Source organism: Novosphingobium sp. MD-1 (genome assembly GCF_001014975.1).
Lineage (GTDB): Bacteria > Pseudomonadota > Alphaproteobacteria > Sphingomonadales > Sphingomonadaceae > Novosphingobium.
Window position 1 is genome coordinate 19,136 of record NZ_BBXA01000022.1, and the last position, 25,721, is coordinate 44,856.

22 protein-coding genes are annotated in these 25,721 nt (G+C 68.3%); 14 read left to right on the plus strand and 8 right to left on the minus strand.

Going from position 1 to position 25,721, the window contains the following annotated elements; all coding sequences use genetic code 11:
* From NMD1_RS07795 to NMD1_RS07805, 3 genes are read left to right on the plus strand one after another with little or no spacing between them, the layout of a single operon-like run.
* The gene (locus NMD1_RS07795; RefSeq protein WP_125954312.1) at positions 1 to 918 is read left to right on the plus strand and encodes a hypothetical protein; all 918 of its coding nucleotides are present in this window, start codon (positions 1 to 3) and stop codon (positions 916 to 918) included.
* An 8-nt stretch (positions 919 to 926) separates the two neighbouring features.
* Positions 927 to 2,825 carry a cytochrome c3 family protein gene (locus NMD1_RS07800; RefSeq protein WP_125954313.1) on the plus strand — a complete coding sequence of 633 codons (1,899 nt, stop codon included), beginning with the start codon at positions 927 to 929 and terminating at the stop codon, positions 2,823 to 2,825.
* A gap of 24 nt (positions 2,826 to 2,849) precedes the next feature.
* A complete protein-coding gene (locus NMD1_RS07805; protein ID WP_124810101.1) occupies positions 2,850 to 3,734 on the plus strand; it encodes a phosphodiesterase in 885 nt (294 codons plus the stop codon).
* A 4-nt stretch (positions 3,735 to 3,738) separates the two neighbouring features.
* Here NMD1_RS07805 and rpoN read toward each other — a convergent pair whose 3' ends face one another.
* Both rpoN and lptB read right to left on the minus strand, forming a co-directional pair.
* A complete protein-coding gene (rpoN, locus tag NMD1_RS07810; RefSeq protein WP_124810102.1) occupies positions 3,739 to 5,250 on the minus strand; it encodes an RNA polymerase factor sigma-54 in 1,512 nt (503 codons plus the stop codon).
* A 26-nt stretch (positions 5,251 to 5,276) separates the two neighbouring features.
* On the minus strand, positions 5,277 to 6,089 hold the full coding sequence (gene lptB / locus NMD1_RS07815; protein ID WP_124810103.1) for an LPS export ABC transporter ATP-binding protein: 813 nt from the start codon (positions 6,087 to 6,089) through the stop codon (positions 5,277 to 5,279).
* Positions 6,090 to 6,392: 303 nt separating this feature from the next.
* Between lptB and NMD1_RS07820 the strand changes: the two genes are divergently transcribed.
* The 3 genes from NMD1_RS07820 to NMD1_RS07830 all read left to right on the plus strand — a co-directional run bounded on the left by NMD1_RS07820 (position 6,393) and on the right by NMD1_RS07830 (position 9,608).
* On the plus strand, positions 6,393 to 6,698 hold the full coding sequence (locus NMD1_RS07820; RefSeq protein WP_233497431.1) for a hypothetical protein: 306 nt from the start codon (positions 6,393 to 6,395) through the stop codon (positions 6,696 to 6,698).
* 119 nt (positions 6,699 to 6,817) lie between these two features.
* Complete coding sequence (locus NMD1_RS07825) at positions 6,818 to 8,164, plus strand: TldD/PmbA family protein (RefSeq protein ID WP_125954314.1); 1,347 nt, start codon at positions 6,818 to 6,820, stop codon at positions 8,162 to 8,164.
* Positions 8,165 to 8,243: 79 nt separating this feature from the next.
* The gene (locus NMD1_RS07830; RefSeq protein WP_233497433.1) at positions 8,244 to 9,608 is read left to right on the plus strand and encodes a mechanosensitive ion channel family protein; all 1,365 of its coding nucleotides are present in this window, start codon (positions 8,244 to 8,246) and stop codon (positions 9,606 to 9,608) included.
* A gap of 24 nt (positions 9,609 to 9,632) precedes the next feature.
* Here the strand turns inward: NMD1_RS07830 and ppa are convergent, their stop codons facing one another.
* The 3 genes from ppa to NMD1_RS07845 all read right to left on the minus strand — a co-directional run bounded on the left by ppa (position 9,633) and on the right by NMD1_RS07845 (position 12,956).
* Complete coding sequence (gene ppa / locus NMD1_RS07835) at positions 9,633 to 10,181, minus strand: inorganic diphosphatase (protein WP_124810107.1); 549 nt, start codon at positions 10,179 to 10,181, stop codon at positions 9,633 to 9,635.
* 122 nt (positions 10,182 to 10,303) lie between these two features.
* A complete protein-coding gene (locus NMD1_RS07840; RefSeq protein WP_124810108.1) occupies positions 10,304 to 10,978 on the minus strand; it encodes a DUF1345 domain-containing protein in 675 nt (224 codons plus the stop codon).
* A 4-nt stretch (positions 10,979 to 10,982) separates the two neighbouring features.
* Positions 10,983 to 12,956, minus strand: a complete 1,974-nt coding sequence (locus tag NMD1_RS07845; protein WP_199558085.1) for a M61 family metallopeptidase — start codon at positions 12,954 to 12,956, stop codon at positions 10,983 to 10,985.
* 88 nt (positions 12,957 to 13,044) lie between these two features.
* Here NMD1_RS07845 and hisS point away from each other — a divergent pair, with 88 nt between their 5' ends.
* The 7 genes from hisS (at position 13,045) to NMD1_RS07880 (ending at position 21,158) form a co-directional block, all read left to right on the plus strand.
* Complete coding sequence (hisS, locus tag NMD1_RS07850; RefSeq protein WP_125954316.1) at positions 13,045 to 14,376, plus strand: histidine--tRNA ligase; 1,332 nt, start codon at positions 13,045 to 13,047, stop codon at positions 14,374 to 14,376.
* A complete protein-coding gene (gene prfA, locus NMD1_RS07855; RefSeq protein WP_125954317.1) occupies positions 14,373 to 15,443 on the plus strand; it encodes a peptide chain release factor 1 in 1,071 nt (356 codons plus the stop codon). The genes hisS and prfA overlap by 4 nt, the downstream gene beginning before the upstream one ends.
* Positions 15,440 to 16,303, plus strand: a complete 864-nt coding sequence (gene prmC, locus NMD1_RS07860) for a peptide chain release factor N(5)-glutamine methyltransferase (RefSeq protein ID WP_125954318.1) — start codon at positions 15,440 to 15,442, stop codon at positions 16,301 to 16,303. The genes prfA and prmC overlap by 4 nt, the downstream gene beginning before the upstream one ends.
* Positions 16,304 to 16,507: 204 nt before the next feature.
* Positions 16,508 to 17,470, plus strand: a complete 963-nt coding sequence (locus NMD1_RS07865) for a DUF4167 domain-containing protein (protein WP_125954319.1) — start codon at positions 16,508 to 16,510, stop codon at positions 17,468 to 17,470.
* 81 nt (positions 17,471 to 17,551) lie between these two features.
* Positions 17,552 to 19,183 (plus strand): apolipoprotein N-acyltransferase, encoded by a 1,632-nt coding sequence (gene lnt / locus NMD1_RS07870; protein ID WP_125954320.1) that lies wholly within the window; start codon positions 17,552 to 17,554, stop codon positions 19,181 to 19,183.
* A gap of 39 nt (positions 19,184 to 19,222) precedes the next feature.
* Positions 19,223 to 20,428 carry a methionine adenosyltransferase gene (gene metK, locus NMD1_RS07875; RefSeq protein WP_125954321.1) on the plus strand — a complete coding sequence of 402 codons (1,206 nt, stop codon included), beginning with the start codon at positions 19,223 to 19,225 and terminating at the stop codon, positions 20,426 to 20,428.
* Positions 20,429 to 20,579: 151 nt separating this feature from the next.
* Complete coding sequence (locus NMD1_RS07880) at positions 20,580 to 21,158, plus strand: lysozyme (RefSeq protein WP_125954322.1); 579 nt, start codon at positions 20,580 to 20,582, stop codon at positions 21,156 to 21,158.
* A 10-nt stretch (positions 21,159 to 21,168) separates the two neighbouring features.
* Here NMD1_RS07880 and NMD1_RS07885 read toward each other — a convergent pair whose 3' ends face one another.
* Positions 21,169 to 22,455: an acyl-CoA dehydrogenase family protein gene (locus NMD1_RS07885; RefSeq protein ID WP_125954323.1), complete on the minus strand. Its 1,287-nt coding sequence runs from the start codon at positions 22,453 to 22,455 to the stop codon at positions 21,169 to 21,171.
* Entirely contained in the window at positions 22,455 to 23,837 is a 1,383-nt protein-coding gene (locus NMD1_RS07890) for a phosphotransferase (RefSeq protein WP_125954324.1), read from the minus strand. Before NMD1_RS07890 ends, NMD1_RS07885 begins: the two co-directional genes overlap by 1 nt.
* A 229-nt stretch (positions 23,838 to 24,066) precedes the next feature.
* Between NMD1_RS07890 and NMD1_RS07895 the strand changes: the two genes are divergently transcribed.
* Positions 24,067 to 25,032 (plus strand): serine hydrolase, encoded by a 966-nt coding sequence (locus NMD1_RS07895; protein ID WP_125954325.1) that lies wholly within the window; start codon positions 24,067 to 24,069, stop codon positions 25,030 to 25,032.
* A 294-nt stretch (positions 25,033 to 25,326) separates the two neighbouring features.
* Here NMD1_RS07895 and NMD1_RS07900 read toward each other — a convergent pair whose 3' ends face one another.
* Entirely contained in the window at positions 25,327 to 25,524 is a 198-nt protein-coding gene (locus NMD1_RS07900) for a hypothetical protein (protein WP_124810120.1), read from the minus strand.
* Between the last annotated feature and the right edge of the window lie 197 nt (positions 25,525 to 25,721).

The following is a 25,721-nucleotide window of genomic DNA, read 5'->3' on the forward strand; positions in this document are numbered from 1 at the left end:
ATGGCAAGCGTTGCCCAGGGGCCGGAAAAGGCCGGCAAGGTTCGCCGTCCGCGCACCAGCCGCGACCGGACCAGCACGCACGAAGGCTTCCTGCGTTATCGCAACGGACGGTGGCTCAAGATATCCGCGCTGCTCGCGGTGGTGCTGATCGCGCTCTATGTCTTCGTGCCGCTGCCGGGGCAGCATTTCGGATCGAGCTGGCTGGGCTACACGCTCGGCACGCTGGGCGCGCTGCTGATCCTGTGGCTGACGCTGCTGGGCGTGCGCAAGCGCGCGATCACGCCGGGCCGCTGGTCGCTGCGCGCGTGGACCTCGGCGCATGTCTATCTCGGGCTGTGCCTGATCGTGGTGGGCACGCTGCATTCGGGCTTCCACTTCGGCTGGAACGTGCACACGCTGGCGTGGGCGCTGATGATGCTGGTGATCCTGTCCGGCCTGTTCGGCATCTGGGTCTATGCCACGCTGCCCAGCGCGCTGTCGGACAACCGCTATGACGAGGAAGGCGCGATCACCGAGAAGCAGATGGTGGAAGCGCTGCGGTCGCTCGACCGGCAGATTCACGATGCGGCGCAGCCGCTCGATCCGCAGGCGGCGGCGCTGGTCAACAGCAGCCTGGAGGAGAACCCCTTCGCGGGCTCCTTCTGGAACCGCGTGACCGGTCGCTACGCGCGCGACGCCACGCGCGCGGCGGCAGCGGAACTGCGCCGGATGCGGGCCTACCGCGCACGTACCGCCGATGATCCGCTGGACAAGGTGGACGCGCTGCTTACGCGCAAGGAGGCCATGCTGGGGCGGCTGCGCAAGCACTTGCGCCTCAAGACCTGGCTGCAGGCCTGGCTCTACGTCCACGTTCCCGTCACCTTCGCGCTGCTCGCCGCGCTTTCCGCGCATATCGTCAGCGTCTTCTTCTACTGGTGAGCGCCTCCATGAGCTTCCTGATCCGCCAGATCGCGCTCAAGTCCAGCGGCGAGGAGATCGTTCGCGGCTCCCGCGTGGACGGCGATGAACTGACCATCGGCCGCGACGCGGCCTGCGGCATCCACTTGCCGGACCTCGCCGTCGATCCGCGCCATGCCCGGGTCACGCGGATCGATGACCAGCGGCTGCTGATCGAATCGATTGGCGACCAGCCGTTCGACGTCAACGGCCGCAGCGTCAACCGGCGGGAACTGGACATCGCCACCGGCGCCGAACTGGGCTTCGGCGGCCATCGCATCCAGCTTTCGCGCGACGCGGACACCGGATTACCGGTCTTTTCGGTGCGGCGGGTGGAAGCGGTTTCGGAATCGGCCGAGGATGTCGATCTCGGCAGTGCCTACACGCTGAAAGGTCTGCTGCCGGGCAAGCGGATGTCGGCCTGGAGCTTTGCCATCCTGATCCTGGTGGCGTTCCTGGCCTTTCCGATCTGGAGCTATGCCACGTACAAGCCGCTGGCGCTGCACAAGGACGATCGCCGCCCCGCGGGCTTCCACGCCGACAAGGCCTGGTCTTCCGGCCATCTCAGCCTGGCGCACAAGAATCTCGAGAACGATTGCCAGGCCTGCCACGTCAAGGCGTTCGTGGCGGTGCGCGACAATGCCTGCCTCACCTGCCACACGCAGGATGCGCACCAGCATATCCCCGACGCGGCGCGGCTGGTGCGCGCGCGCGGCGAACCGCACGGCTTCGCCGCCTTCCAGCGCGCGGTGGCGACCGCTTTCAACCGTCCCGCCGGCCGTTGTGTGGATTGTCACACCGAACACGAGGGGGCCGGTGCTATGCCGGCCACCCGGCAGCAGTTCTGTACCGACTGCCATGATGGGCTGAAGACGCGCTTGACCGACACGAAGATCGCCGATGCCGCCGATTTCGGAACGGCGCACCCGCAGTTCAGGCCGACGGTGATCGTCGGCATGAACGGTGCGAAGCCGCTGCTGCAGCGCGCGGTGTGGAGCCCGGCCCTGCGCGAGCCGAACGGTCTCAAGTTCACGCACGCCCAGCATCTGTCGAAGGTCAACGGCGTGGCGCAGATGGTGCGCCGCCGCCCCGGCCGCTTCGCTAGCGGCGAGGCGCTGGGCTGCCAGGATTGCCACAAGACCGATTCGGGCGGCGCGCGGTTCAAGCCGGTGGTGATGGAAGAAGCCTGCCAGAGCTGCCATTCGCTGAACTTCGACGAAGTGGGCGGCACGTTCCGGTCGCTGCGCCATGGCGAACCGGCGATGGTGGTGGCGGACCTGCGCGCGTTCTATCGCGGCACCGCGCCCGCGCGGCCGGCGAACCTTTCGGGCCTTGCCCGGCGGGTGCCCGGCGATGCGGCGCTGCGCGCCAGCGCGGCGGACTATGCCCGCGCGGTGCGGTTCTATCCCACCCGCGCCGACCAGGCGATCGCGCAGGTCTTCTCCAAGGGCGGCATGTGCTTTGACTGCCATACCGTGACGCGCGGTGGCACGGCGGCCACCGACGGCTTCGCGATCCAGCCGGTGGCCCAGAACGGGCGCTACTACAACACCGGCTGGTTCGATCACAAGGATCACCGCAAGACCGATTGCGTCGCGTGCCACACCCGCGCACCGCAATCGAACGACGCTTCGGACCTGCTCGTTCCCGGCATGGACGGCCCGGGCGGCTGCCGCAGCTGCCATGTGGGCGAGGGGGGAACGCACCTGGCCTCGGTCAAGGTCAAGGACCCGGTCGATTCCGGCTGCGCGATGTGCCATTCCTATCACATGGATAGCGGGGCTCCGTGGCAGCCGAAGGGCCGACGGGACAGGAAGCGTCAGCAGGATCCGATTCACACCGCCGTGGCCGACCGGCCCCGGCAGTGGGGGCCGGCATCCCTGAAGTAAGCGGGCTTGGGGGGGCGCGGGGCGATGCTGATCGCACAGATCACGGACATTCACCTGGGGTTCGAGCCGGACACGCCGGACGAATTCAACCGGCTGCGGCTGGACCGCACGGTCCAGGCCTTGCTGGAAATGGACCCGCGGCCCGATCTGCTGCTGGCCACCGGGGATCTGGTCGATCGTGGCGACCGGGAAAGCTACGAACGGCTGCGCGAGGCGTTGTCCGGGCTGCCGTTTCCCGTCCACTTCGCGCTGGGCAACCATGACGAACGCGCGACGTTTCGCGAGGTCTTTCCCCAAGCGCCGTTTGCCGGGGATTACCTGCAATACGTGATCGACAGCCCGGCGCTGCGGCTGATCGTGCTCGATACGCTGGAAGAAGGGCGGCACGGCGGCGCGTTCTGCGAAGAGCGCGCGGCATGGCTTGCCGCGCGGCTGGACGAGGACACGGTCAAGCCCACGTTGATCGTCCAGCACCATCCCCCGATCGAGGCCGGCATTCCGTGGATGAACACCGACGCCGCCGAACCCTGGGTGGAGCGGCTGGCGACCTGCCTGCGCGGGCGCGACAACGTGACAGGGCTGGTCTGTGGCCACATCCATCGCGCCAGCGCGACGCGGTGGGAGCATGTGATCGTGGCCACCTGCCCGTCCACCGCGCCGCAGGTCGCGCTCGACTTGCGGCCGATCGATCCCGACGTGCCCGACCAGCGCAACCTGATCGTCGCCGATCCGCCGGCCTATGCGCTGCACTGGTGGAACGGGCGCGAACTGGTGACGCACTGGGATACGGCCGAGGACCGGCTGGTGCTGGCGCGCTATGACGCCGATCTCCAGCAGATGATCCAGCACATGCTGGCCGAGCGCCCCGACGCCGGATTGGCGGGAGCGGGGATGGCAGCGGCGGAATAGCCGCTCAGCGCACCCCGGCGAGCGCCTTCTGACGGCGGCGCTGCACCGAACTGCCCAGCCCGATCGCCTCGCGATACTTGGCGACCGTGCGGCGGGCGAGATCGAAGCCACGCTGCTTCAGCAGATCGACCAGCGCATCGTCGGACAGGATCGCCTTGGGATCCTCGGCGTCGATCAGTTGCCGGATCGCCGCCTTCACCGCCTCGGCTGATACCGCGCCTTCGCCGTCGGCCGACGCCACGCCCGAAGTGAAGAAGTACTTCAGCTCGAACGTGCCGCGATCGCAGTGCAGGTACTTGTTCGAGGTCACGCGGCTGACGGTCGATTCGTGCATCGCGATGGCTTCCGCCACCGCGCGCAGCGTCAGCGGGCGCAGGTGCGAGACGCCGTGGCGGAAAAACCCGTCCTGCTGCTTCACGATCTCGGCCGCCACTTTCAGGATCGTCTTCTGCCGCTGGTCCAGCGCTTTCAGCAGCCAGTTGGCGTCGGCCAGCTTTTCCCCCAGCCAGCCGCGCGCTTCCTTGCTGACGCAGGCGCCGCGCATTTCCACGTAATAGCTGCGGTTGACGATCAGCCGCGGCAGCGTGGCCTGGTTGAGCGCGATGTCCCAATCGACCGAGCCGTCCTTGCGTGGCACCGCGCGGATCAGGATGTCCGGCACCACGGCTTCCGCACCGCCGCCGCCGAAGCGCAGGCCGGGCTTGGGATCATAGCCGCGCAGCTCGGCCAGCATGTCGGCGAAGTCCTCGTCGTCCACGCCGCACATGCGCTTGATCCGGGAAAACTCCCCGCGCGCGACAAGGTCGAGGTTGTCGATCAGCCGCGCCATGCAGGGATCGTAGCGATCGGCCTCGCGCGCCTGCAGCGCCAGGCATTCGGCCAGCGACCGCGCGCCGACGCCCGTGGGATCGAGCGATTGCACCAGCGCCAGCGCCGCTTCCGCCGTGGCGGGGGGCACGCCGAGGTCGGCGGCGGCTTCGGCCAGGGTGATGGTGAGGTAGCCGGCCTCGTCGATCTGGTCGATCAGCCAGCGCGCGACGAACAGGAGCTGCGCGTCGGACGTCGCCGCGCCGATCTGGGCATGGAGGTGCTGCGCCAGCGTCTCGTCGAAATCGCCGCGTTCGTCGATGCCGGGGCCTTCGCCGCCCGCCGCCGCGCCGGCCGCCCCGCTTCCCGAGCCGTAATCCGGGAGATCGCCGGTATCGCGGTCCCGATCGAGCGCGGTGACGTCGATGTCCAGCGGGCGATCCTCTTCCACCCGGCCCTCGCTGACGAGCTGGTCGACCGGGGAGGTTTCAAGCTGGGTACGCCGGGCTTCCTCGGGCAGACCGTCCAAGGGATCGGGCGGCGCGGCCGCTTCGCCGATCTCGAGCAGGGGGTTGGCGTCCAGCGCCTCGCCGATGAAGGTTTCCACTTCGAGATTGGACAGCGCCAGCAGCTTGATCGCCTGCTGGAGCTGCGGCGTCATCACCAGCGACTGGGTTTGCCGTATGTCGAGGCGCGGACCCAGCGCCATCGTTCAGTGTTCCCCCGCCCCGCGCATCAGAGCGTGAAGCCCTCGCCCAGATAGAGGCGGCGCACGTTGGGATCGGCCACCAGCGCTTCGGGGCTGCCCGCGAACAGCACCTGCCCGCCATAGATGATGCAGGCGCGGTCCACGATGTCGAGCGTTTCGCGGACATTGTGGTCGGTGATGAGCACGCCGATGCCGCGCCGCTTGAGGTCCTTGACCAGATGGCGGATGTCGCTGATCGACAGCGGATCGATCCCGGCGAAGGGTTCGTCGAGCAGGATGATCGAGGGCTTGGCGGCCAGCGCGCGGGCGATTTCGCACCGGCGCCGTTCACCGCCCGAAAGCGCCATGGCCGGGCTGGTGCGCAGCCGCGTGAGGCCGAATTCGTCCAGCAGGCGATCGAGTTCGGCCATGCGTGTGGCCTTGTCCGGTTCGATCAGTTCCAGCACGGTGGCGATGTTCTGTTCCACCGTCATGCCCCGGAAGATCGAGGTTTCCTGCGGCAGATAGCCCAGGCCCAGGATCGCGCGGCGGTACATCGGCAGGCGGGTGATATCCACGCCATCCAGCAGGATGCGGCCCGAATCCGGGCGGACCAGCCCCATGATCGAATAGAAGCACGTGGTCTTGCCCGCGCCGTTCGGCCCGAGCAGACCCAGCACTTCGCCCTTGCCAACGGACAGCGATATATCGGTCAGGACCGCGCGCTTGTCGTAGCTCTTGGCGATCGACACCACTTCCAGTCCGCCCTGCGGCAAGGGAGGCGAGGTGTCGTTCGATCCTGGGGCCGATCCCGGCGTATGCCCGCTGTCCGCGGGCGTGGTGTCGGCAAGGGCTGTCATCTGTATGCGGTTCCGCCTGAACTGTTTACGGTTCTGCCGTTTCCGGTCGCTGACCCGCCATAGCCGGGTCTGGCGCGCGATCAAACCCCTCGCGCGCAACTTGGGGGAGCTTCCGGCATAACTGGCAGGATTTGTGCATGGTCGCCGCTTCCGGCGGTATGCCCTGCGCGATAAATGCCCGTTTGGCCTTGAAACACGCAGGATTGCGTGATCTATTCCCGGAAACGGACCTAGAAGGAAGGATGTATGGGCAAGGCCTTCTCCGTCGGGCGCAGTCGGGGCCAACTGGATTGGCGCAAGCGGATGAGCGACACGGTCGCCTATGCGTTGCTGGTCTATACCGGCCTGCAGATTTTCGTGACCATGCAGGCGATCGAGGGGGACAGCGCTTCCGCATTGCCGATGCTGGCGCTGGTGGTGCTGGTAGGGGCGATCATTCCTATGTTCCGCCGCTTCGAACGGCGCTGGGAGCATATCGGCGATGCCGCAGCCGCCGATCCGGACCGGCGCGTGGCGTTCCGCAAGGATCAGGTTTCGATCTGGCTGCTGGCTATCGGGCTGCCGTTCCTGTTGACCGGCCTGTTCAAGCTGATCGCCGCGCTGTTCTGAAGAGAGCGTCCTTGCCCGGTCGGCAAGGCCGCGATTGCGGTCGTGAATCGGGCGGGCTAGACGCCGTGGCCTGATCGCTTGCGCGGCACCCCTCCGCGCCCCATCCGAGAGGCCGAACCATGTTGTCCCCCGCCGTAGCCCAGGAGCGCTGCCACGCGCTGATCGAACGCGCCGTGCGCGCCGGCGCGGAGGCGGGCGATGCGATCTATCTCGCCAACGCCAGCGAATCGGTGCAGGTCCGGCTCGGCGCGCTGGAGGATGTGGAGCGGTCGGAGTCCGAACATATCGGCCTGCGCGTGTTTGTCGGCGGCGCTTCCGCCTCGATCGGGTCGACCGACCTCGGCGATGCCGCGCTCGACGAACTGGCGACACGCGCGGTGGCGATGGCGCGGGCGGCGCCCGCGGACAAGTATGCGGGCCTCGCGCCGGGGGACCGGCTGGCGAAAGGCCCGTTCGCGGACCTCGATCTGGAAGACGCCGCCGAGCGTTCGCCGCAGGACTTGCGCGCCGCAGCCGAGGAAGCGGAAGACGCCGCCCGCGCGGTTGCGGGCGTGACCAACAGCGAAGGCGCGGGCGCCAGCGCCGGGCGCGGCGTGGTCGCGCTTGCTACCAGCCATGGCTTTTCCGGGGCCTATGCCGCGACCAGCCACGGGTTGTCGGCGTCCGTCGTGGCCGGCGAAGGCGGCGCGATGCAGCGCGATTACAGCTGGCGCAGCGGCCGCCATGCCGCCGACCTGCTGCCCCCCGCCGAAATCGGCCGCCGCGCCGGAGACCGCGCCGTGGCGCGGCTCAACCCCGGCAAGCTCAAGAGCGGAACGATGCCGGTGGTGTTCGATCCTCGCGTCGGGGGATCACTCGTCGGGCATCTGCTGGGCGCGATATCGGGCGCGGCGATCGCGCGGCGCGCCAGTTTTCTGCTGGATCGCGATGGCGCGCAGCTGTTCGACTCCGCCATCACCATTCTCGACGATCCGCTGCGGCCGCGCGGGTTGCGTTCGCGCCCGTTCGACGGCGAAGGCCTGCCGACCGCGCCGCGCGCGCTGGTGGAGGCCGGGCGGCTGACCGGATGGCTGATGGATTCGGCCTCGGCCCGTCAGCTTGGCGCGGAGCCGACCGGCCATGCGTCGCGCGGGGCTTCGGGGCCGCCGCACGTCACGGCCAGCAATGTGGTGCTCCAGCCCGGCACAGTCACGCCGCAGGCGCTGATGGCGGACATCGCCGACGGCGTCTATGTGACCGAGCTGCTCGGGCAGGGGGTGAATGGCGTGACCGGCGACTACAGCCGGGGCGCTTCGGGCTTCCGCATCGTCAATGGCGAGATCGCCGGGGCGGTGGCCGAATTCACCGTGGCCGGCAACCTGATCGACATGTTCGCGGCGCTGGTGGCGGCGGACGATCTCGATATTCATCGCGGCATCGATGTGCCGACGCTGCGCATCGACGGCCTCAGCATTGCCGGGGATTGAGGCCAGCATTGAGGCCACCGGGGCCATGGGGCGGGGCCGGCGGGGAACTTTTGCCCGACCGGCGCGCTGTTGGGCGCATATGGCCGTTTCTAGTGTTTCACACCTTCGCCTGCCCGCCCTGATCCTGTCGCTGCTGGCCGCGTCGATGATGCCGGCCGGGCCGGTTGCCGCGCAGAGCGCATCGCCCTCCGCCAGCACGTCGTCCTCCGCATCCGGCGGCGCGATCGCCTCCACCGTTTCAGCCGATGCGGACGCGCAGATCGCCGCGCGCATCCGCGGCATCTTCGCCGAGATCGGCAGTCTCAACGGGATCGACGTGCGCGTGGCCTCCGGCGTCGTCACGCTCAGCGGGCAGGTGGCCGACGAGAACGCGATCGCGCAGGCGCAGGCGATCGCCGGGCGCGTGGCCGGCGTGGTGACCGTGCAGAACCGCGTGACCCGCAATCTGGCCGTGGACAGCAATCTCGACCCGGCGCTGAGCGGCGCGCGCGGCAAGTTCGCCGGGCTGGTTGCAGCGCTGCCGCTGATCGGCGTGTCGATCGCGGTGGCGGTGCTGATCGGGATGCTCGGTTACGCGATCGCTGCCCGCAAGAACCTGTGGCACCGCGTCGCGCCCAATCCGTTCCTGGCCGAACTGCTCGCCAGCGCGATCCGCTTCACGTTCGTGGTGGCGGGGATCGTGCTGGCGCTCGACATCGTGGGAGCCACGGCGCTGCTTGGCGCGGTGCTGGGCGGCGCGGGGGTGTTCGGCATCGCGGTGGGCTTTGCGGTCAAGGACACCATCGATAACTACATTTCGTCGCTGATGCTCTCGATCCGCCAGCCTTTCCGCGCCAACGACCATGTGAAGATCGATTCGTGGGAAGGCCGCGTGGTGCGCCTGACCAGCCGCGCCACCGTGCTGATGACGCTGGATGGCAACCACCTGCGCATTCCCAACAGCACCGTGTTCAAGGCGGTGATCGTCAATTTCACCACGAACCCGACGCGGCGCTTTGCGTTCGAGGTGGGGATCGATCCGGCCGCCGATCCGGCGACGGCGCGCGCGGTGGCGCTGGAGGCGATGCGCGGGCAGGATTTCGTGCTGCCGGCGCCGGAGCCGTCAACCGAAGTGGTCAGCATCGACGGCGCGACGCAGGTCCTGCGCTTCACCGGCTGGGTGGACCAGACGCAGACCGGTTTCGGCAAGGCGCGGACGCTGGTGATCGAGGCGGTGCGGCGCGCGCTGCGCGAGCAGGGCTTCGCGCTGCCGGACACGGTCTATCACGTGCGCATGGAGCAGGATGCCGGCGAAGCGGCGCCAAAGGCCGAGGCGCCGCCGGTCCAGGCCGCCGGCGCCGAGAGCGTGGCGCCCGAGCATCATATCGCGACGATGGTCGATCGCGAGCGCGCGGGCAATGCGCAGGGCCGCGATCTGCTTGACGCCAGCCGCCCCACCGAGTGAGGCGGCCGGTCGGTCCGCAAAGGGTCAGTCGACCTTGGCGGTCTTGGCAGCCTTGGCGCGCTCGATCGCCTCGATCGTGATGCGCTTGGCGTCGTCGGCGCCGCCCCAGGTGCCGATGCGCACCCACTTCTTCTTTTCCAGATCCTTGTAGTGGGTGAAGAAGTGCTCGATCTGCTCCATGACGATGCCGGGCAGGTCGTCCTTCTCGGCGACGTCGGAGTAGTAGGGGAAAGTCTTGTCGTCGGGCACGCAGACCAGCTTCTCGTCGCCGCCGGCTTCGTCTTCCAGGTTCAGCACCGCAATCGGCCGGGCGCGCACGACGCAGCCGGGGATGAAGGGCGAACGCGAGATCACCAGCGCATCCAGCGGATCGCCATCGGGCGAAAGCGTGTGCGGCACGAAGCCGTAGTTCGCCGGATAGCGCATCGGCGTGTGCAGGATGCGATCGACGAACAGTGCGCCGGAAGCCTTGTCGAATTCGTACTTCACGGGTTCGCCGCCGGTGGGCACTTCGATGATGACGTTGAGAGTCTCGGGCGGGTTGTCGCCAGTCGGAATCAGGTCGATGCGCATGGTTTGCCTATGGTTTGGCCCCGAAACGGCGGCCGGTTCGAACACGATGGAGCCGCCTCTAGCGTCGCGCGTTGTGCGCCGCAACAATACTTATCGCCAGGAAATCGATCGGATCGGCCGGCTCAATGGCCGCCGCCCAGCGCGTTGATGGTGAAAGCGATCACCCCGATGTTGAACACGAACGCGGCGAACGAATGCAGCGTGACGATGCGCCGGATCGCCTGGCTGGTGATCGCGGTGTCCGATGTCTGGAACGTCATGCCCAGGGTAAAGGCGAAATAGGCGAAATCGAAGTAGTCCGGCGTGTCCGTGCCTGGAAAATCGAGGCCTCCGGTGTCCTTCCCGTCATCGCCGCCGCGCACGTAGTAGAGGTGCGCGTAGTGCAGCGCATAGACCATGTTGGCGAAGAGCCAGGTGAGCACGAGCGTGCCGACCAGCTTGACCAGCCCTATGTGGTTGCCCGCGCTGGCGCTGGGCAGTTCGGCCGCGATCGCCGCCATCACCACCAGCGTGAGCACCGTGGTGATGGCCAGCACCACCACCCTGTTGGCGTCGTTTTCCTCCGAATGGCGGCGCATTGCGGCGGCATCGCATTCGCGCAGCAGCGGCCACAGCGAGACGAGGAAGGCGGTGGCGCCGAAATCGAAGCCCATCGCCAGCGAATCGGCCATGCCGTGCCCGCCGAACAGATTGCGCCAGCCGGCGAAGCCCGCCACGCTCAGGATCAGGAACAGGACGAAGCGCGCCGGAGCGAACCGCTGGCCGAGCGCCCACCGTGTTCCCGTTCCCGAAACCATGGTGCTAGCGCGTCGTCCGCTTGGGCGAGAGCAGGATGTCCAGCCCGGTGGGCGCGGTGCCCGGCGCGGCGCGTTCCAGCCAGGGCCAGCGCAGCCCGTCATGGTAATCGATCGACACCGTGGTGACGCGGTCGTCGCGCCGGATCGTCAGGTCCAGCGGCTTGGCGCCGCCGGCGGCGTCGGTCTTGGCGGCGGTGATCGCCTGCTTCAGCGTATCCTGATCGTAGGTCAGGCCATTGACCGCGACGATCTGCACGCCGCTGACCACGCCGGCCTTGAACGCGGCGCTGTCCCAGCGGCAGGACGTGACCTTGCCGTCCTTGTCGATCGTCACGCCGATCGAATGGTAGAGCGAAAGCGCCTTGCTGTCCGCGGCGCGGGCCTTGTCGAACGGGTTCGGTTCGGCCTTCCACACCAGCTTGTAGCCGCCGCGCTCGATCCCGCCGAGCGGCGCGGGCTGGCCCGGCGTCTGGATGCGGGTCTTGAGGAAGCTGGCCCAGTCATAGGGGAACACGCCGTTGAGCGTGGAAACCACGTCCTCGAACTCGTAGGGCACCACGCCCCAATCGCCATCGCGGATGCCGAAGAAGGCCTTGGCGAAATCGTCGAGCCCCTTCTTGCCGGCGGTGCCCTGCCGGATGATCTGGTCCGCTTCCAGCCAGACCAGCGCGCCTTCGGTGTAGTACTCCTCGTTGCGGGCCAGCGAACTGAACGGCTTGGGCTTGCGCGCGGCGAAGACGGGATCGTGCGTGGTGTCCTCCACCGAACGCCATTCGCGGCCCGGATACTGGGTGAACAGGCCGGCGTTGTTGGCCAGCATGCCCAGCACGGTATCCTTGGTTTGCACGCCCGACCGCGCGGCCAGCACATAGCCCCAGAACTGGTCCTGCCCTTCATAGACCCACAGCAGGTTGTCCTGCATTGGCTGGCGGTAATCGGGCGTCCACAGCTTGGCCGGGCGGCGGAACTTGCCGTCCCAGCTGTGCGAGAATTCGTGCGGGATGACGTTGCGGTCCCAGTCGTTCGCGGCCCAGTCGATCCAGGTGCGCGGCTCGTACTGGTTTTCGCTCGACCGGTGGTGCTCCAGCCCGATCCCGCCCATGCGGTCGGTCAGCGCCAGCAGCAGGTCGTAGTGATCGAAATGCTTCGCGCCATAGAGCGCCAGCCCCTCGTCCACCAGCGCGCGGTAGGTGGCGAGGTTTTCGGGCTTTATCGCCAGCAGCTCGGGCTTGTCGGCAATGGCATCGAGCCAGACCGAATTGCCGAGGAAGAAGCGCTGGGCATGAAGGCCGGCGAAGATCGGGGAATCGACCAGCGTCTCGTAATCGGTGACGTCCCAGCTCACGCGGTTGCCGGTCTGCTTCTTGCCATCAAGCGCGGTGAACACCGTCCAGCCATCGGGCACGGCGACGGTGGGCTGCACCCGGATCTGGCGGACATAGTGCCCGGCGGGATAGAGCGACATCTTCTCCCACTGCAGGTTCAGCATTTCGCGCGTCATGGTCACGCGGCCTTCGGAATCGCGCAGGGGCGAGGTGTGGACCATCCGCGCCTCGATCGCGGACGTGCCGGCCGGCACGTCGACATGGAAGGCATAGACCTCGACCGGATCGCGCGTCCACGTCAGCACCTTGCCGCCGGCGGTGAAGCGCACGTCGGCGAGTTCGGACAGCGGCCCGCGCGGGCCGTGGTTGCCGGGCAACCATTGCGGATAGAGCAGCGTCAGCCGCGTCGCGCCGGGGGGAACCGGGATCGTCTCGGTCACGCGGTAGGCTCCGCGCGTCACGTCGGTGGCGTCGATGTCGAGCCGGATCGTGCCGGGAAACGGCTTGTCCTCGGGATCGGGCACCTGGTGCACGATGGGCACCGCCATCGGCTTCGTGTTGGTGGCCGGCTGGACCTGGGCATGGGCCGGAAGGGTGGAAGCGGTGACGAGAAGCGCGGCGAGAAGGGCCGGGGTCTTGAAGGATTTTGCCATGGCGCCTTCATGGCGCGAACCGGTTCCGTCCGCAACCATTGCCGAGTGCCCTTTTCGTGGGACCACAATGCGGCTAATCGCGCGGGCCATGAGCCAGATTCAGACGCCCCAGGCCATTCGCGGCACGCAGGACATTTTCGGTGCCGACGCCGAGGCCTTCGCCTTCGTGGTCGAGACCTTCGAACGCGTGCGCAAGCTGTACCGCTTCCGCCGCGCGGAAATGCCGGTGTTCGAAAAGACCGCCGTGTTCAGCCGCTCACTGGGCGAGACGACCGATGTCGTGTCCAAGGAAATGTACAGCTTCGAGGATCGCGGCGGGGAATCGCTGACGCTGCGCCCGGAATTCACCGCCGGCCTCGCCCGCGCCTACCTGACCAACGGCTGGCAGCAATATGCCCCGGTCAAGGTGGCGACGCACGGGCCGCTGTTCCGCTACGAACGGCCGCAGAAGGGCCGTTACCGCCAGTTCCACCAGCTCGACGCCGAAGTGATCGGCGCGGCCGAACCGCAGGCCGACGTGGAACTGCTGGTGATGGCGGACCAGCTGCTGAAGGAACTGGGCATCGCCGACGGCGTGACGCTGCAGCTCAACACGCTGGGCGATGCGGAAAGCCGCGAGGCGTGGCGCGCCGCGCTGATCGAATACTTCCGCGCCGTGAAGGGCGAGCTGAGCGAGGATTCGCAGGAGCGGCTGGAAAAGAACCCGCTGCGCATCCTCGACAGCAAGGACCCGCGCGACAAGGTCTTCGTCGCGGACGCGCCGAAGATCGACGCGTTCCTCGGGGCCGAGGCGCAGGACTTCTTCGGCAAGGTGACCGCCGGGCTGGACGCGGCGGGCGTCGCCTGGACGCGCGCGCCGGCGCTGGTGCGCGGGCTGGACTATTACCGCCACACGGCGTTCGAATTCGTCACCGACCGGCTGGGCGCGCAAGGCACCGTGCTGGGCGGCGGCCGCTATGACGGGCTGATCGAGACGCTGGGCGGGCCGCACACCCCGGCCGTCGGGTGGGCGGCGGGCGTCGAGCGGCTGGCGATGCTGGTGGGGGATGCGGGCGGGATGGCTGCCGATGTACTGAAGGTAGGCGTTGTGGTTGAAGCGGTTGAAGCGGAGCCATTCTCTCAATGGTTGTGCGCACAACTTCGTCGGTTACACATCAGCGCCGAGCTTTATTGTCGCGGCAAGCGGCAGAGGCGCTTTGAAAAAGCAAGAGCTGATAACGCCCAAGTTATCGTAACAGTTCAAGTTCCGCAATCGGCGCCCGCTCAGACCTACGCGGTGAAGCTGGCTCTAACTGGGACTGCCGAGGCACCCCAATGGTTGGAAGTGATTGGCGCTGTACTGAGTCAGGACGGCTTCAGTTTTGATTTGCCCGACGGCCTCGTCGTTGGTCCTTGGGTTACGGTCCAGAAAGCGGCATGAGCATCTCCGATACCCGCCTTGCCCAGATCGGCGCGCGGTTCGCGGAGCTGGAGGCGCGGCTGGCTTCGGGGACGCTGGAAGGCGCGGAGTTCATCGCCGCCAGCCGTGACTATGCCGAGCTGGAGCCGGTGGCGCGGGCCGCCGCTGCCGTCGGCGCGATGCGCGGCGAGCTCGCCAGCCTGTCGGCACTCGACGAGCCGGACCCCGACATGCGCGCGCTGGCCGAAGAGGAGATGGCGCGGCTGTCGGCCGACCTGCCCGAGGCCGAGCATCGCCTGGCCGTCGCCATGCTGCCGCGCGACACCGCCGACAGCCGCCCGGCCATGCTGGAAATCCGCGCCGGCACTGGCGGGGACGAGGCCGCGCTTTTCGCCGCAGACCTGTTCCGCATGTACGAAAAGTACGCCGCCGAGCAGGGCTGGCGGGTGGAAGTCGTCTCGGTCAACGCCAACGATCTGGGCGGCTACAAGGAAGTCGTTGCCAACGTTACCGGCAGCGGCGTCTTCGCCAAGCTGAAGTTCGAAAGCGGCGTCCACCGCGTGCAGCGCGTGCCGGTTACCGAATCGGGCGGGCGCATCCATACTTCCGCCGCAACGGTTGCCGTCTTGCCCGAACCCGATGAGGTGGATATCCGCATCGAGGACAAGGATCTCAAGATCGATGTCTATCGCGCCAGCGGTGCGGGCGGGCAGCATGTGAACACCACCGATTCGGCGGTGCGCATCACCCACCTGCCCACCGGCACGGTCGTCACCTGTCAGGACGGGCGCAGCCAGCACAAGAACAAGGACAAGGCGATGCAGGTCCTGCGCGCCCGCCTGTTCGAGGCGCAGCGCGAAGCCGCGCAGGGCGAGGAGGCCGAAGCGCGCAAGGCCATGGTGGGATCGGGCGACCGCTCCGAACGCATCCGCACCTACAACTTCCCGCAAGGGCGCGTGACCGACCACCGCATCAACCTGACGCTGCACCGCCTGCCCGAGATCCTCGAAGGGCCGGGGCTGGGCGAGCTGATCGACGCGCTGACCGCCGAGGACCAGGCCAAGCGGCTGGCGGCGATGGACGCATGACCGTGGCCGAGCGGCTGCGCGATGCCGCCGCGGCGCTGGGGCCGGGCGCATCGACCGCGCGGCTCGACGTGGAACTGCTGATGGCCCACGCGCTGGGCGTATCGCGATCGGACCTGCTGCTGCGCCACATGCGCGATCCCGCGCCACCCGCGTTCGAGCCGCTGTTCGCGCGGCGGCGGGCGAGCGAGCCGGTTGCCTACATCATGGGCCATGCGGAGTTCTGGAGCCTGGACCTGGCGGTGACGCCGGACGTGCTGATCCCGCGCGCGGATTCCGAAACGCTGGTGGAAGCGGCGCTTGCCGCCCGGCCCGCTGCGCGCCGCGTGCTCGATTGCGGCACCGGTTCGGGCGCGCTGCTGCTGGCGGTGTTGAGCGCGCTGCCCGAGGCGCGGGGGGTGGGCATCGACCGTTCGCCCGGCGCGCTGGCCGTCGCTGCCGGCAATGCGGAGCGCACCGGGCTGGCGGCGCGGGCCATGTTCCACGAGCGCGACTGGGACGTGCCGGGCTGGGCATCCGGGCTCGACCGGTTCGACCTGATCCTCGCCAACCCGCCCTATGTGGAAGATGCGGCCGAGCTGGAAGCGGTGGTGCGCGATCACGAACCGGCCGGCGCGCTGTTCGCGGGGGCGGAGGGACTCGACGCCTACCGCGTGCTGGTGCCGCAACTGCCGGGGCTGCTTGCGCCCGGCGGCGTGGCGCTGGTCGAGATCGGCTGGCGGCAGGCCGAAGCGGTGGCCGCGCTGGCCGCCGGGGCCGGTCTTTCGGCGCGGCTGCACCACGATCTGGGCGGCCGTCCGCGCGCGCTCGAAATGGCGATTTTACCCAAGATTTCGCTTGGCAAGGCATCGTCCGCCGATTAGGAGGCTTGTCAGGCAGGGCGACGGATGAAGGCTTCCCGTCCCGGCCAGTTCCACCATTTGCAGGAAAGACCGGCCTTTTCGGGTCGGCCGAAAGCAGATGCTGGGTTCCACGTTCCGAAGGCCGGGACTGTGGCGGAGGGTTGTGCGGCATTCTGATTCAACGGACGTTGCAATGGGGCCGCCCCAAGCAAGGAAGTGCCTGAGTTGAATAACAATCGTGGTAACAACCGCCGGCGGGGTCGCGGTAACAACCGTGCTCAGGGTGGCGGTCAGCAGCTCAACCGCATTGACAGTCGCGCCCGGGGCAACGCCCCCCAGCTGCTTGAGAAGTATCGCAAGCTGGCGCAGGACGCGCACCTTAATGGCGACCGCGTTCAGGCCGAATACTATCTCCAGTTCGCCGATCACTACTTCCGTGTGATCGCCGACACCCGCGTCCGGCAGGAAGAACAGCGCCAGCGCGGCAACGGCGAACGCTGGCAGGAGCCGGAGGGCGACGACGATTCGCTCGACTTCAGCGTGGAAGGCGATTTCCCCGCGTTCGATCGCGCGCCTTCGCGCCGCGACGAGCAGCGCGAGTTCCGCGAACCGCGGGAACAGCGCGAGCCCCGTGACAGCCGGGAAGGCCGGGACAACCGCGAGAGCCGCGATAACCGGGACAGCCGGGACGGGCGCGACAATCGCGAACCGCGCCGCCGCTTTGAGCGCGAGACGGCGCAGCAGGACGAGGCCTCTTCCGCCGATGTGCAGCAGGCCGATCCGTTCCGCGTGGACGAGGGTGTTCGGGCCGATGAGGGCGAGCCGATGGCCGGCCCTTCCGACAACCCGTTCGTGCGCGATGCCCGCGCGGCGCGTGGCCTGCGCCCGCGTGGCGAACGCCGTGCCCAGCAGGAACAGCCCGCGGCGCAGCAGCCCGAGGAAGCGCCGGTGGCTGCCGAAGAACCGGCCGCCCGTCCGCGCGCCGAACGCCGTCCGCGCCGCGAACCGGCGGTGAAGAAGGCCGAGGCCGCGCCCACGTTCGACGCGGCGATCCTGCCGCCGGCGATCGGTGCGCGCAGCGAACCCGAGCTGCCCATCGAGGCTCCAGCGGCCGAGGACGCCGCCCCTGCGCCGAAGCGCCGTGGCCGTCCGCGCAAGAATCCCGCGCCGGAAGTCTCCGAAGCCTGATTACCGCAATCCCCGTGATCGGAATCCTACCGGCGGGGTGATTGCTTGCGGTCGCGCGTCGCGCTCGCCATAGCGGGCGCGATGACGCGTCGCTCCCCGATTCATCGCCCCCTGCCGGAATGGCCGGGCATCTGGTCGCACAGTCCGGCAGGCGCAGTGCTTGGCGGCGCGATCGCCGCCACCGGTTTCCAGCCGCTGGCACTGTGGCCGCTGGCGCTGGCCGGGCTGGCCTGGCTGATGCACCTGCTCGCCGGCGCGCGCAGCGCGCGGCACGCGGCTCTGCTGGGCTGGGCCTTCGGCGTCGGCCATTTCACGCTCGGCAACAACTGGATCGCCACGGCGTTCACGTACCAGGCGGAAATGCCGGCGTGGCTGGGCTGGATCGCGGTTGTGCTGCTCGCGCTCTACCTCGCCGTGTTTCCCGCGCTGGGCGCGCTGGCCGCGTGGTGGCTGTCGCGACGCTGGTTGGGACGGGGCGGGCGGGCGGCGCTGGTTCCGGCTTTCGCCGCGTGCTGGATCGTCAGCGAGTGGCTGCGCGGCTGGGCCTTCACCGGCTTTGCGTGGAATCCGCTGGGCATGATCGCGCTGGGCGGGTTCACGCGGCCGGGCCTGGCCATGGCGGCGCCGTGGACCGGCACGTATGGGCTTTCCGCGCTGGTGATCCTGCTGGCCGCGCAGTGGCTGTTCGCGGGCCGTGCTGTCGCCGCAGGGCGCTGGGTAGCGGCGGGCCTGCACGCCGCGCTGCCGGTGGTGCTGTTCCTGCTGCCGCTGCACGGTGGGGCGGAACAGGGCACGCTGCCCTTCACGCTGGTCCAGCCCAACACGCGGCAGGAAGACCTTAACGATCCGCGCACGTTCGAGGACCAGTTCCGCGTGACCGCCGGCCTCTCGCTCGCGCCCGATCCGCGCCGGACGCGGCTGGTGCTGTGGCCGGAATCGGGCGTGCCGGACTATCTGCGGCCGGGCTATGCCCGCCGCTGGTACGAAGAGACGACCTATGCCGCCGACCCCGCGCTGGCGCGCGCGCGGATCGGGCGCGTGATCGGCGCGCGCGGGTTGCTCCTGACCGGCGCGGCCGATCTGGTCTTCACGCGGGGCAAGGTGACCGGTGCCTACAACGTGGTGACCGCGCTCGATGGCGCGGGCGTGATCCGGGGCAGCTACGCCAAGGCGCATCTGGTGCCCTATGGCGAATACCTGCCGATGCGGGAGCTGCTGGAGCCGATCGGCCTGTCGCGGCTGGTGGCGGGCAGTGTCGATTTCCTGGCCGGCCCCGGCCCGCGCACGGTCGATTTCGGCCCGGTGGCGGATGGCGGATGGGGCAAGGCGGGCTTCCAGATCTGCTACGAGATCATCTTTTCCGGCCACGTGATCGATCGCGGCAACCGCCCCGATTACCTGTTCAACCCCACCAACGACGGCTGGTTTGGACGCTGGGGGCCGCCGCAGCATCTGGCGCAGGCGCGGATGCGCGCGATCGAGGAAGGCATTCCGGTGCTGCGCGCCACTACCACCGGCATCAGCGCGGTAATCGATGCCGACGGGGCGGTGCGCCAGTTCCTGCCGTCGCACCATGCCGGGCGGCTCGACGGTTTTGTGCCGCCCGTCCACCCGCCCACTCTGTTCGCGCGGATGGGTAACCTGCTTCCGCTTTGCTGGGCCGGAGTTCTTCTTTGCATCGCGCTGGTTGCCAGCCGCCGCCGGTGGCGCTAGACGCACACACATAAAGAAACCTTTATATCGGATGGTGCAATGCGCGGCGATTACCTGTTTACTTCCGAAAGCGTCTCCGAAGGCCATCCCGACAAGGTGTCGGACCAGATCAGCGACGCCATCGTCGACCTGTTCCTGTCCAAGGACCCGGAAGCGCGCATCGCCTGCGAAACGCTGACCACCACACAGCTGGTCGTGCTGGCCGGCGAGATCCGCTGCAAGGGCGTCTATGAAAACGGCGCCTGGGCGCCGGGCGCGCAGGCGGAGATCGAGAAGACCGTGCGCGATACGGTAAAGCGGATCGGTTATGAGCAGGACGGCTTCCACTGGGAAAAGTTCGAGTTCATCAACCGCCTGCACGGCCAGTCGGCCCACATCGCGCAGGGCGTGGACGCCGCTGACAACAAGGACGAAGGCGCCGGCGACCAGGGCATCATGTTCGGCTATGCCACCGACGAGACGCCCGACCTGATGCCGGCGACGCTCTATTACAGCCACAAGATCCTGGAACGCATGGCCGCCGACCGCCATTCGGGCGCGGCGCCGTTCCTCGAACCTGACGCCAAGAGCCAGGTCACGCTGCGCTACGAAGGCTCGCTGCCGGTCGCCGCGACGGCGGTCGTCGTCTCGACCCAGCACGCGCCGGGCTATGACGAGGGCGACAAGGAAGCCGAACTGCACGCCTATGTGAAGCGGGTGATCGCCGAGGTGATCCCGCCGGTGCTGCTGCGCGAGACGGTGTACTACATCAACCCGACCGGCTCGTTCGAGATCGGTGGCCCCGATGGCGACGCCGGCCTGACCGGGCGCAAGATCATCGTCGATACCTATGGCGGCGCCAGCCCGCACGGCGGCGGCGCGTTCTCGGGCAAGGACCCGACCAAGGTCGACCGTTCGGCGGCCTACATCACTCGCTACCTTGCCAAGAACGTGGTCGCGGCGGGCCTTGCCACGCGCTGCACGATCCAGATCGCCTATGCCATCGGCGTGTCCGAACCGCTCTCGCTCTATGTCGACACGCACGACACGGGCACCGTGGGCGACGACCGGATCGAACAGGCGATCAAGGGCATCGCCAAGCTGGGCGGTCTGACTCCGCGCGCGATCCGCACGCATCTGGGTCTCAACAAGCCGATCTATCAGCCCACCGCCGCCTATGGCCACTTCGGGCGCAAGGCCGAGGGCGATTTCTTCCCGTGGGAACGGCTCGATCTGGTGGACGACCTGAAGGCCGCCTTCGCCTGAGCGGATAACGCCACAGCACGGATAGCGGACGGCCCGCTCCCTTTCCGGGGGCGGGCCGTTCCCTTTTTCCGGCGCGGCGTGATGGGTTGCAATTGCGCTGTCCTACACGGGCCGTCCTGCGCCATGAGCCTGGCTTTTGGCGGAACGAGCCATGCGCGACCTGACCCCCCGGATTGTCCTTGAACTGATCGCCCACGAAGGCGTGGCGCGCGAAGCCTATCGCGACAGCGTGGGCGTGTGGACCTGGAGCGTGGGGATCACCCAGGCTTCGGGGCACGCGGTCTTTCCGCGCTATAAGGACAATCCGCAGCCGCTGGAGCGCTGCCTGGCGGTGTTGCTGTGGTTGCTGCGGACGAAATACCTGCCGGCGGTGCTGGCGGCGTTCGGCGCGCTGGAGCTGACCGAGCCGCAGCTGGGCGCCGCGCTTTCGTTCCACTGGAACACCGGGGCGATCGCGCGGGCTGGCTGGGTCCGCCGCTTCGTGGCCGGCGATGCGCCGGGCGCCCGCGCCGCCATGCTGGACTGGGCGCGCCCGGCCGCGCTGCTGCCGCGCCGCCAGCGGGAAGAGGCGCTGTTCTTCGACGGCGTGTGGACCGCCGACGGCACCGCGCTGGTCTATGACGTGGCCAAGCCCGCCTACCGCCCGGCCGGGGCGAAACGCATCGCGATCACGCCGGTGATCGCGCGGCTGTTCGCCGGGGAGCCGGGCCAAGCGTCCCCCCCGGCGTGACGGAGGGGCCTCAGCCGAACTGGCTCTTGCGCGGCCCCATGTAGCCAAACAGGTAGCCCCCCACCTTGCGCATCTGGATTTCCTCGGCCCCTTCGGTGATGCGATAGCGGCGGTGGTGGCGGAAGATGTGCTCGAACGGCTTGTGCCGCGAATAGCCGATGCCGCCATGGACCTGCATCGCGCGGTCCGCCGCTTCGCAGACCAGCCGGTTCGCCCAGTAGTTGCACATCGAGACCTTGTCGGACAGCTCGCGCTCGATCTGGCGGTGCTCCATCCGGTCCATCTGCCACGCGGTCTTGCGGATCAGCAGGCGCAGCATCTCGCACTGGGTGGCAAGCTCCACCAGCGGGAACTGGATGGCCTGGTTGCGGGCGAGATCCTCGCCGAACGGCTTGCGTTCGCGCGCGTAGCGGACCGCTTCCTCGACGCAGAACGTGGCCGCACCCAATGAGGAGGCGGCCTGGCGGATACGGTTCTGGTGGACGAAGCTCTGCGCGATGGCGAGGCCGCCGTCGACCGGCCCGAGCACCGCGCTATCGGGCACCCAGACGTTGGTGAACGACACGCGCGGGTGATCCGTGGGCATGTTGAAGGTCCACAGGTATTCCTCGATCACCAGCCCGTCGGCGGGGTTGGGTACGAGGAAGCAGGTGATGCCCTTGGCTTCCCCGTCCTGCCCGCTGGTGCGCGCGAACGTGGCGCAATGCGTGGCGACGTGCATCCCGGTGGTCCACATCTTCTCGCCATCGATGCGCCAGCCGGGCACGCCATCGCGCGTTTCGCGCACCGCGCGGGTTTCCATGTGGGTCGCGTCGGAACCGTGCTCCGGCTCGGTCAGGCCGAAGGCCACCCGGCGGCGGCGTTCGAACCCGCCGAAGATGAATTCCTGCTGCTGTTCGGGCGTGCCGAAGTGTTCGAACATGGCGACGAACGGGAAATTGCCGACGATCGAGTGCTCGTTCTGGAGATCGTTGTGCAGGCCCAGCCCCTTGGCAGCAAAGTGTTCGCGGATCACCGCCATCCACAGGTTGGAGCCGTCCTTGCCGCCGTACTTCTTCGGTGCGGAAAAGCGCCAGTGGCCGGCGGCGTCGGCGCGGCGGGTGGCCTCGGTCAGCAGTTCCTCCCATTCGTGGCGGGGCAAGCCGCCGTTCTCGAAATCGGTGCGCGCCCATTCGCGGCGATGGTCGAAGAAGCGGATATTGTCGTCCGCCTGCTCCAGCGGCGTGATCTCGGCCGTGATGAAGGCGTCGAGTTCGGCGAGGTAGGCGACCAGATCGGCCGGGAGATCGAAATCCATCAGCATTGCTCCCATTGCGCGCGGGCCGGGGCCAGCGCCGGATATTTCGGCATGTCGGCGGCGAGCCGGTCGAGCGCGGCGCGGCGCAGGCGCGCGAGCAGCCCCGGCGTGGCGAGCGTTGCGCGTCCGGCCAGCACATCGTCGGCCAGCGCGCGGTCCGCCGGATCGGGGCGACCGGCCAGTTCGCGCTGGACGATGCCCAGCGCGTTGCGCGCGACGGCCAGATCGAACCGGTCGCGCCCGTCCAGCCTGGGCTTGACTGCTTCGCCCAGCCATTCGGAAATCGCGGTGAGGATTTCGGCCGCGCTCGCCTCGCCAGCGGAACCGGCGGCGGGCGGAGGGGGAGGTGGCAGCGCGCGCGCACGTTCGGCTTCGGGCGCGCCTTCTTCGAGCAGCAGCAGCAAGTCGAGCTCCTGCTCGCTGGTGCGGCGTGATATGACGACGCGCTCCAGCGAACGGTCGGTGCGCGCGCGCCAGGATTGCGCCATCGCCATGCAGCCGAGCGCCCACCACACGGTGCGATAGACCAGCCAGAAGCGGAAGCGCACGGGATCGACGCTTTCCCCACCGGCGGCGCGGTAGGCGGCGAAATAGTGCTCCAGCGCGGCCAGGCCGAAGGCGGGTCGGTCGAGCCGGCCGAAGCGCCACACCGTCATGCAGCCATAGGCAAGGTCCTCGTGGCTGTCGCCCAGATGCGCCAGCTCCCAGTCCAGCACCCCGGAGAGGTGGCCCTGATCGACCAGGATATTGCCCAGCCGCAGATCGCCGTGGACCACGCGCGGCGGGCATGGCGGCGGAAGGTTGGCGCGCAGCCAGGCGAGGCCGAGCGCGATCACCGGGCGGTCACCGCCGGCCTGTTCGAACTGCGCGGCCAGCCCGTCCACGCCTTCGGCGGGATCGAGCCGGGGCAGAAAGCCGAGCGGCGCGGTATCGAGCCGGTGAATCGCGGCCAGCGCACCCGCGATTTCGTCTATCAACCCGTCCGCCGCCTGGGCGAGAATGTCCGGCGGGCTGGCGGTGCCGGGCAGGCAGCGCATGATGAAGCCGATGCCGAAACCGTCTTCCGGTGTCAGCTCGGCGACGATTTCCGGCGCGGGCACACCGCCGGCATGGGCATGGCGGACCAGCGCGGCCTCTCCGTCCATGTGAAGCGCGCGCGTGGCGAGCCATTCCGCCGAAGGCGCGCGGCGCAGCACGAATCGTCCTTCGCCCTGCGGCCCCGCGCAGCCGAACAGCCAGCTTTCCATATTGGCGCCGCCCGACAGGCGTTGCGGTGAAACGATCGTGCCGGCCAGCCCCGCCCGCGCCATGACGGCCCCGAGCCGCGCGACGAAATCGGCCGCGGCGCTTCCGGCTTCATCGTCGGAATCCGTGCCTGCCATTCGCCCTCTCCATCGTCCGGTTCGTGCCGGACGGGAGCATTATCTTAATCGATCGATTAAAGTCCAGCGGGAACCGCCGATTGCCGACTGTCGCCGTTTTGCCGCGCCAAACGCCGACCAGCCGGGCGAGAGAGGCGACGGACCGTTTTGAAACGATCTTCGCCTAACATTTGCAATAAGTTAGATTCCAGTAACGATGGGTAAATCGGGTCGGGGTCATAACGGTCACATGAAGAGTCGCTTCACCAAGCTTCTGGCCGCCGCTGCGCTTGCCTTGCCGGCGCTGGGCGCCACGCCGGCGGTCCAGTCACGTCCGCCCGTCACGCTGCAGGATCAGCGTGACATCATCATCCAGCAGCAGATCGCCGCGATCGCCTCGCAAAGCCGGGGCCGGATCGGCGTGGCCGCGATGGACCTCGATGGTGGCGGGCAGATATTCCTCAATGGCGACATGCCGTTCCCCATGGCCAGCACCGCCAAGATCGCGGTGGCGGCCACGTTCCTCGAAGGCGTGGAGCAGGGGCGTTTCCGCCTCGATCAGCGTTTCCCGATGATGCTGTCGGTGGCCGAACGCGCCGGCGCGCGCAGCCCCATCGCTCCGGTGCGCGCCGGGCCGGTGATGACCGCGCAGGAACTCATGGAACTCATGATTACGCGCAGCAACAACCAGGCGACCGACGGGATCATCGCCGCGATCGGCGGCATCGCCCCGGTCAACCAGTGGTTGACGCGCAAGGGGATCGTCGGCCAGCGGCTCGACCACACGATGGCGACGCTGGTGCGCGACGATGGCAAGGTCAACCCGGCGACGGTGATCGATACCCGCACCAGCAGCACACCGCGCGCCATGCTGGCGCTGCTGGCCGCGATCGACCGCGGCGGTGCGCTCAATCCCGAAAGCCGCGCGGTTCTGCTCGATACGATGACGCGCACCAGCACCGGCCGCAACCGCATTCGCGCTGGCCTCCCCGAAGGGACGCTGGTGGCGCACAAGACCGGCACGCTGGCCGGCGTGACCGACGACGTCGGCATCGTGCGGCTGCCCGATGGGCGCCACCTTGCCATGGTGGTGTTCGTGGCGGGGCCGGAAGGCCACGGGCCGCACTCGGCGTTGATCGCGCAGGTCGCGCGCGTTCTGTACGATGGCTATAGCCAGCCGCTGGGCCGTTCGCTGCAGGAAGTCGCGCGCCGCTGAGGCATCGCACCGCGAAACAAGGGAGGCGTCGCGCAAGCGGCGCCTTTTTTGTTGGCGGTCATGGCGTTTGCTGCCCACCCCCAACCCCTCCCGCGAGCGGGAGGGGAGAATAAGGGGCAGCCCCTCCCGCATGCGGGAGGGGGAGCGAGACTTGCGCTGCCGCAGGCGGCGTTAGTCGCAGCGGGGTGGGTTGTTCATGCTCCGCGTCCGCGCGCGATTCAGATCGCCAAAGAGAAAGGGGCGCGGCCGCAAGGCCACGCCCCTCTATCTGTATCCTGCCCTTGCGGGCGGGGATTACATCTTCGCGGCTTCGCTCGCTTCAGCCGAGGCGTCAGCAGCCGGAGCGCTGGCTTCAGCCGAGGCGTCAGCAGCGACGTCCGACGATTCAACAGCGGCTTCGGTGGCGGCTTCGGTAGCTTCCGGAGCCTTTTCGCCGCAGCCGGCGAGGGTGAAAGCGGTGCCGGCGACAGCGGCGAGGATGAGCTTGCGCATGCGTTACAATCCCTGGATTGAAGTGAACCGCGCCGGGCAAGCAGCCCGCCGCAAAGCCTACTCGTGGGGTAGACTTCGGGACCTCAATTAATCGGCAATTCATTCCCTTGCAAGCATAAGACGAACATGAAATGCCTTTCACCGTGCATCGCGCGGAGGAGGAAGGCTTTTTTCGTCGGTAGCGTGTGCGATAGTCC